Source organism: Arthrobacter sp. Y3223164, from assembly GCF_059091005.1.
On sequence record NZ_JBNHGF010000836.1, the window covers coordinates 1 to 486 of the forward strand.

1 protein-coding gene is annotated in these 486 nt (G+C 71.0%); it reads left to right on the top strand.

All coding sequences use genetic code 11. The features are described 5' to 3' along the window. Nucleotides 1-486 (top strand): P-loop NTPase family protein (locus AC5RUJ_RS18290; RefSeq protein ID WP_494156524.1); only part of this gene is annotated, 486 nt, incomplete at both ends.

Here is a 486-nt window from a genome sequence, read left to right on the forward strand (position 1 = left end):
CAACCTGGCCGACCTGGCGCCGCACTCGATCGGCGCCGGCACCGCGCTGCCGGGACGGCCGCCGGTCATTGCGGTGCTCGGCACGTCCATGAACTCCGGCAAGTCCACCACGCTTGGCTGCCTGGTCAAGGGCCTGACCGCGGCCGGCCTGCACGTGTCCGCGGGAAAGGCCACCGGCACCGGCGCCGGCAACGACCCGCTGCTGTTCGCCGATGCCGGAGCCGCGAAAGTGCTCGACTTCACCGACTTTGGCTTCCCGACCACCTACCTGCTGGACTACGAGCGCGTGCGCGGCCTGCTCACCAGCCTGATCGACGCGCTGACCACTTCCGAGACCGACGTGGTGGTGGTGGAAATTGCCGACGGCGTCTATCAGGGCGAAACGGCCCGGCTGCTGGCCGACCCGGTCTTCCATGCCGCCGTGGACCACGTGGTGTTTTCCGCGGCCGACGCCCTGGGCGCCACCGCCGGCGTGGCCGTCCTGCG